At 59.6% G+C, this 6,700-nt stretch carries 4 protein-coding genes; 1 reads left to right on the top strand and 3 read right to left on the bottom strand.

The annotated features are described in order from the left end of the window. Positions 1 to 165: 165 nt before the first annotated feature. From katG to GH681_RS22320, 3 genes are all read right to left on the bottom strand, one after another. A complete protein-coding gene (gene katG, locus GH681_RS22330; protein WP_043849878.1) occupies positions 166 to 2,349 on the bottom strand; it encodes a catalase/peroxidase HPI in 2,184 nt (727 codons plus the stop codon). Positions 2,350 to 2,389: 40 nt separating this feature from the next. Beyond that, positions 2,390 to 2,860 carry a Dps family protein gene (locus tag GH681_RS22325; RefSeq protein WP_194271315.1) on the bottom strand — a complete coding sequence of 157 codons (471 nt, stop codon included), beginning with the start codon at positions 2,858 to 2,860 and terminating at the stop codon, positions 2,390 to 2,392. Positions 2,861 to 2,934: 74 nt separating this feature from the next. Continuing rightward, positions 2,935 to 3,549: a recombinase family protein gene (locus GH681_RS22320; protein ID WP_153163715.1), complete on the bottom strand. Its 615-nt coding sequence runs from the start codon at positions 3,547 to 3,549 to the stop codon at positions 2,935 to 2,937. A 148-nt stretch (positions 3,550 to 3,697) separates the two neighbouring features. Here GH681_RS22320 and GH681_RS22315 point away from each other — a divergent pair, with 148 nt between their 5' ends. Continuing rightward, positions 3,698 to 6,664, top strand: coding sequence for a Tn3 family transposase (locus tag GH681_RS22315; RefSeq protein WP_153163713.1), 2,967 nt, complete (start codon positions 3,698 to 3,700; stop codon positions 6,662 to 6,664). Positions 6,665 to 6,700 lie beyond the last annotated feature (36 nt).

Here is a 6,700-nt window from a genome sequence, read left to right as displayed (position 1 = left end):
TGGGGTCGTCTCAGAAAACGGAAAATAAAGCACGCTAAGAAAGTTACGCGTTTCAGTACAGCATTTGCAGATCCAAGTACCGCTGACAAAAGAAGAGAGAGACCGAAAAGCAATTGTTTTTCGGTCTCTCCGGAGAATGTTTAGCAGGCTGTCCTGCTATCCAATCTAGTGCAGATCAAAGCGATCCGCATTCATGACTTTCGTCCAGGCCGCAACAAAATCCTGTACAAACTTGGCCTTGTTGTCGTCCTGCGCGTAGACCTCCGCATAGGCACGCAACACTGAATTTGAACCGAACACCAGATCAACGCGGGTCGCCGTCCACTTGGTTACTCCCGTCTTGCGGTCAACGATGGCGTAGCTGTTACGCCCCGTCGGTTTCCAGCTGTAGGCCATGTCGGTCAGGTTGACGAAGAAATCATTCGTCAGGGTGCCAACACGGTCTGTGAACACGCCATGCGCAGTGCCGTCGAAGTTGGTGCCTAGCACCCGCATGCCTCCTACCAAGGCGGTCATCTCGCACGCGGTCAACCGCATCAGTTGGGCACGATCAAGCAGCAATTCCTCAGCACTGACCACATAATCCTTCTTCAGCCAGTTGCGGAAACCATCGGCCAAGGGTTCAAGCACCTCGAAGGACTCAACGTCGGTTTGTTCTTGCTTGGCATCCCCACGGCCTGGGGCGAACGGAACCGATACCTCAACACCAGCCGCTCTGGCTGCTTGCTCAACGCCGACGTTGCCGGCGAGTACGATTACATCGGCAACACTTGCGCCAGTGTCGGCGGCGATCTTTTCATAGATGGCCAGTACCTTCGTGAGTCGTGCCGGTTCATTACCCTCCCAGTCCTTCTGCGGAGCAAGGCGAATACGTGCGCCGTTCGCTCCGCCGCGCTTGTCCGAGCCACGGAAGGTGCGAGCGCTGTCCCAGGCGGTTGAGACCATCTCACAGATTGTGAGACCGGCGGCGACAATTTTCCCCTTGACGGCAGCAACGTCGTAGTCCTTGCGACCGGCTGGCACCGGGTCTTGCCAGACGAGGTCTTCGGCCGGCACGTCCGGGCCGATGTAACGCGACTTCGGCCCCATGTCACGGTGGGTCAGCTTGAACCAGGCACGGGCGAAGACTTTCTCGAAATACGCTGGATCATCGCGAAAACGCTCGGCAATCTTGCGATATTCAGGATCGAACTTCATCGCCATGTCCGCGTCGGTCATGATCGGCTTATGGCGAATTGACGGGTCTTCGACGTCGACCGGCATATCTTCTTCCTTGATGTTGACCGGTTCCCACTGGTGCGCGCCGGCCGGCGACTTCTGTAGCCACCAGTCGTAGCGAAGCAACAAATCGAAGTAGCCACCTTTGCCGGTGTTCCATTTCATCGGATGCGTGGTCCACGCGCCTTCGATGCCGCTTGTTACGGTGTCACGGCCGATGCCGCGCGTGGTGTGGTTTTGCCAGCCGAGGCCCTGCTCTTCGAGTTCGGCACCTTCGGGAGCCGGCCCCAGATTTGCCGCGCTGCCATTGCCGTGCGTCTTGCCGACGGTGTGACCGCCGCCCGTCAGCGCCACGGTTTCCTCGTCGTTCATCGCCATGCGCGCGAAGGTAATACGCACGTCGTGGGCCGTCTTGAGCGGATCGGGCTTGCCGTCGACACCTTCCGGATTCACGTATATCAAACCCATCATCACGGCTGCCAGCGGGTTTTCGAGGTCGCGTTCGCCGGAGTAGCGGCTGCCAGCGCTACCACTGGGAGCAAGCCATTCCTTCTCAGAACCCCAATAGGTGTCCTTCTCGGGGTGCCAGATGTCTTCGCGACCGAAGGCGAAGCCAAAGGTTTTCAGGCCCATCGACTCGTAGGCCATGTTGCCAGCGAGAATGATCAGGTCGGCCCAGGAGAGCTTGTTGCCATACTTTTTCTTGATCGGCCAGAGCAGGCGGCGCGCCTTGTCGAGGTTGGCATTGTCCGGCCACGAGTTGAGCGGGGCGAATCGCTGGTTGCCTGTGCCACCGCCGCCGCGTCCGTCAGCGATACGGTAGGTGCCGGCTGAGTGCCAAGCCATGCGAATCATCAGCCCGCCATAGTGGCCCCAGTCGGCTGGCCACCAGGACTGGCTGTCGGTCATCAGCGCTTTGAGGTCATTTTTCAGCGCTTGAACATCGAGCTTCTTGAGTTCTTCGCGATAGTTGAAGCCCGTACCCAGCGGGGTGGTCTTGCTGTCGTGCTGGTGCAGGATGTCCAGGTTCAGGGCTTTGGGCCACCATTCCATGGTCTGCATGCTGGCCGATGTAGCGCCTCCGTGCATGACCGGACATTTTCCAGAAGAACTTGCGTCTTTGTTTTCCATGTGTCACTCCTTTGCTTACGTTGTAAACAGAAATGGTGATTTACTCTTCGAGTAAGCTCCGCAACATCCAAGCCGTTTTTTCATGGACATCGATGCGCTGGGTCAGCACATCCGCTGTAGGTTGGTCGTTGGCTTCATCCACCACCGGGAAGAGTTTGCGGGCAGTTCTGGCGGTAGCTTCTTGCGCTGCGACCAGATAGGCGATCATCTCGTTGGCTTTGGGCACACCCTCGACCTCCTGGATTGAGGCAAGCTTGACGAATTCCTTGTAGGTGCCCGGCGCCGGGAAACCCAAGGCACGGATGCGCTCGGCGATCACATCCAACGCATTCCACTGTTCGGTGTATTGGTCCATGAACATCATGTGCAGGCTGTTGAACTGCGGCCCGGTCACATTCCAATGGAAGTTGTGCGTCATCAAGTACAGGGTGTAGCTGTCGGCCAGTAGCGCGGACAATCCGTCGGAAATTTTCTTCCGGTCAGCCTCTGAAATTCCGGTATTCATGGGCATTGATTTGACTTTCTTTTCTTTCACGGTGCTTTCCTTTCGTTGAGGTAAATTGAATTGGCATGCTAACGCGGTCATCAACCCTGATTGAGCAGCTTGATTCCATCGGGACGTAGCTCACCTTTTGGTGAAATACATCGATACAAGGTCTGACGCGTAATACCGAGTTCGACACACAAATCGCCAACCTTGGTTTCTGGCTGTCCCATCGCCGCCATTGCCAAGCGCAACTTTGCGGGTGTCATCTTGAACGGCCGGCCCCCCTTTCGACCGCGTGCCCGTGCCGAAGCTAGCCCTGCCACGGTGCGTTCAGCGATTAGCTCTCGCTCAAACTCGGCCAGAGCGGCAAAGATGCCAAAGACCAGCTTTCCGGCTGCGGTCGTCGTATCAATGGCCGCGCCGTGGCCCGTTAACACCTTGAGGCCGATGTTTCGCCCGGTCAGATCATACACGGTGTTGATGAGATGACGCAGATCGCGTCCAAGACGGTCGAGTTTCCAAATGATTAGCGTGTCGCCTGGTCGTAGCGCCTTCAGGCAATTTGCCAAGCCTGGGCGATCTTCTCGCTTGCCAGATGCGTGGTCTTCATAGAGCTGTGTGGAATCAACGCCCGCAGCTATCAGCGCATCGCGTTGCAAATCGGTGGTCTGAGAACCATCCGCTTTCGATACTCGCATGTAGCCAATTAGCATGTTGATGCCTGTCACATATACGTTCGATTATGTGACAGTGTGATTTTGGCATGCCACAGTGTCAATATATGTCACTTAATCCGTCATCTTTTCTAAGGTATGTAAACGATCATTTTAGTAAATAATGTGACAAAGAAAAGGAAATCGCATGCCCCGCCGTTCAATCCTCTCCGCTGCCGAGCGCGAAAGCCTGCTGGCGTTGCCGGACACCAAGGATGAGTTGATCCGTCACTACACGTTCAGCGAAACCGACCTGTCCATCATCCGGCAGCGGCGCGGCCCGGCCAATCGCCTGGGCTTCGCCGTGCAGCTCTGCTACCTGCGCTTTCCCGGCGTTATCCTTGGCGTCGATGAGCCGCCGTTTCCGCCCTTGTTGAAGCTGGTCGCCGATCAGCTCAAGGTCAGCATCGAAAGCTGGAACGAGTACGGCCAGCGGGAGCAAACCCGGCGTGAGCACCTGATCGAGCTGCAAACCGTCTTCGGTTTCCGGCCCTTCACCATGAGCCACTACCGGCAGGCCGTCCACACGCTGACCGAGCTGGCCATGCAAACCGACAAGGGCATTGTGCTGGCAAGCGCCTTCATCGAGCACCTGCGGCGGCAGTCGGTCATTCTGCCTGCTCTCAACGCCGTCGAGCGGGCGAGCGCCGAGGCGATCACCCGCGCCAACCGGCGCATCTACGACGCCTTGGCCGAACCGCTATCGGACATGCATCGCCGTCGCCTCGACGATCTGCTCAAGCGCCGCGACAACGGCAAGACGACCTGGCTGGCCTGGCTGCGCCAGTCACCCGTCAAGCCCAATTCGCGGCACATGCTCGAACACATCGAACGCCTCAAGGCGTGGCAGGCGCTCGACCTACCCTCGGGCATCGAGCGGCTGGTGCACCAGAACCGATTGCTCAAGATCGCCCGCGAAGGCGGCCAGATGACGCCCGCTGACCTAGCAAAGTTCGAGCCGCAGCGGCGCTACACGACTCTGGTGGCGCTCGCCATCGAGGGCATGGCTACCGTCACAGACGAAATCATCGACCTACACGATCGCATCCTGGGCAAGCTGTTCAACGCCGCCAAGAACAAGCATCAGCAGCAGTTCCAGGCGTCCGGTAAGGCGATCAACGCCAAGGTACGGCTGTTCGGCCGCATCGGCCAGGCGCTGATCGAGGCCAAGCAAGCGGGCCGCGATCCGTTTGCCGCCATCGAGGCCGTCATGTCCTGGGACGCCTTCGCCGAGAGCGTCACCGAAGCGCAGAAACTCGCGCAGCCCGAGGACTTCGATTTCCTGCACCGCATCGGCGAGAGCTACGCCACGCTGCGCCGGTACGCACCGGGATTCCTCGCCGTGCTCAAATTGCGGGCTGCGCCCGCTGCCAAGGATGTGCTGGAGGCCATCGAGGTGCTGCGCGGCATGAACACCGACAACGCCCGCAAGGTGCCCGTCGACGCGCCGACCGACTTCATCAAGCCACGCTGGCAGAAGCTGGTCATGACCGACACCGGCATCGACCGCCGTTACTACGAACTGTGTGCGTTGTCGGAGATGAAGAACGCGCTGCGCTCTGGCGACATCTGGGTACAAGGCTCCCGCCAGTTCAAGGATTTCGAGGACTACCTGATGCCGCCCGCAAAATTCGCCAGCCTCAAGCAGGCCAGCGAATTGCCGCTGGCCGTGGCCACCGACTGCGACCAGTACCTGCATGAGCGGCTGACACTGCTGGAAACGCAGCTCGCCACCGTCAACCGCATGGCGCTGGCCAACGAGCTGCCAGACGCCATCATCACGGAGTCGGGCCTGAAAATCACACCGCTCGATGCGGCGGTGCCCGACACCGCGCAGGCCCTGATCGACCAGACGGCGATGGTTCTGCCGCACGTCAAGATCACCGAACTGCTGCTGGAGGTGGACGAATGGACGGGCTTCACCCGGCACTTCGCGCACCTGAAATCTGGCGACCTGGCCAAAGACAAGAACCTGCTGTTGACCACGATCCTGGCCGACGCGATCAACCTGGGCCTGACCAAAATGGCCGAGTCGTGCCCCGGAACGACCTACGCCAAGCTCGCCTGGCTGCAAGCCTGGCATATCCGCGACGAAACCTACTCGACGGCGCTGGCCGAGCTGGTCAACGCGCAATTCCGGCATCCCTTCGCCGAGCATTGGGGCGACGGCACCACGTCATCGTCGGACGGTCAGAATTTCCGCACCGGAAGCAAGGCCGAAAGCACCGGCCACATCAACCCGAAATACGGCAGCAGTCCAGGGCGGACGTTCTACACCCACATCTCCGACCAGTACGCGCCGTTCCACACCAAGGTCGTGAACGTCGGCGTGCGCGACTCGACCTACGTGCTCGATGGCCTGCTGTACCACGAATCCGACCTGCGGATCGGGGAGCACTACACCGACACGGCCGGCTTCACCGATCACGTCTTTGCGTTGATGCACCTGCTTGGATTCCGCTTCGCGCCGCGCATCCGTGACCTGGGCGACACCAAGCTCTATATCCCGAAGGGCGATGCCGCCTTCGATGCGCTGAAACCGATGATCGGCGGCACGCTCAACATCAAGCACGTCCGCGCCCATTGGGATGAAATCCTGCGGCTGGCCACCTCGATCAAGCAGGGCACAGTGACGGCCTCGCTGATGCTCCGAAAGCTCGGCAGCTACCCGCGTCAAAACGGCTTGGCGGTGGCGCTGCGCGAGCTCGGTCGCATCGAACGCACGCTGTTCATTCTGGACTGGCTGCAAAGCGTCGAGCTGCGCCGCCGCGTGCATGCCGGGCTGAACAAGGGTGAAGCGCGCAACGCGCTTGCCCGCGCCGTGTTCTTCAACCGCCTGGGCGAAATCCGCGACCGCAGTTTCGAGCAACAGCGCTACCGCGCTTCCGGCCTCAACCTGGTGACGGCCGCCATCGTGTTGTGGAACACGGCCTACCTGGAACGGGCCGCGAACGCCTTGCGCGGCCACGGCCAAGCCGTCGATGATGCCCTGTTGCAGTACCTGTCGCCGCTCGGCTGGGAGCACATCAACCTGACCGGCGATTACCTGTGGCGCTGCAGTACCAAGGTCGGCGCAGGAAAATTCAGGCCGCTACGGCCACTTCACCCGGCTTAACGTGCTTTATTTTCCGTTTTCTGAGACGACCCCTTC

Origin of the sequence: Zoogloea sp. 1C4 (assembly GCF_009469605.1) — a bacterium.
GTDB classification, from domain to species: domain Bacteria; phylum Pseudomonadota; class Gammaproteobacteria; order Burkholderiales; family Rhodocyclaceae; genus Zoogloea; species Zoogloea oryzae.
The sequence above is the reverse complement of the archived record's forward strand: the minus strand, read 5'-3'. Positions and strand labels throughout refer to the sequence as shown.

Bases quoted from the DNA above. Each gene is read 5' to 3' on its own strand.
- katG (WP_043849878.1), bottom strand. From the start codon at position 2,349: ATGGAAAACAAAGACGCAAGTTCTTCTGGAAAATGTCCGGTCATGCAC.
- GH681_RS22325 (WP_194271315.1), bottom strand. From the start codon at position 2,860: ATGCCCATGAATACCGGAATTTCAGAGGCTGACCGGAAGAAAATTTCC.
- GH681_RS22320 (WP_153163715.1), bottom strand. From the start codon at position 3,549: ATGCTAATTGGCTACATGCGAGTATCGAAAGCGGATGGTTCTCAGACC.
- GH681_RS22315 (WP_153163713.1), top strand. From the start codon at position 3,698: ATGCCCCGCCGTTCAATCCTCTCCGCTGCCGAGCGCGAAAGCCTGCTG.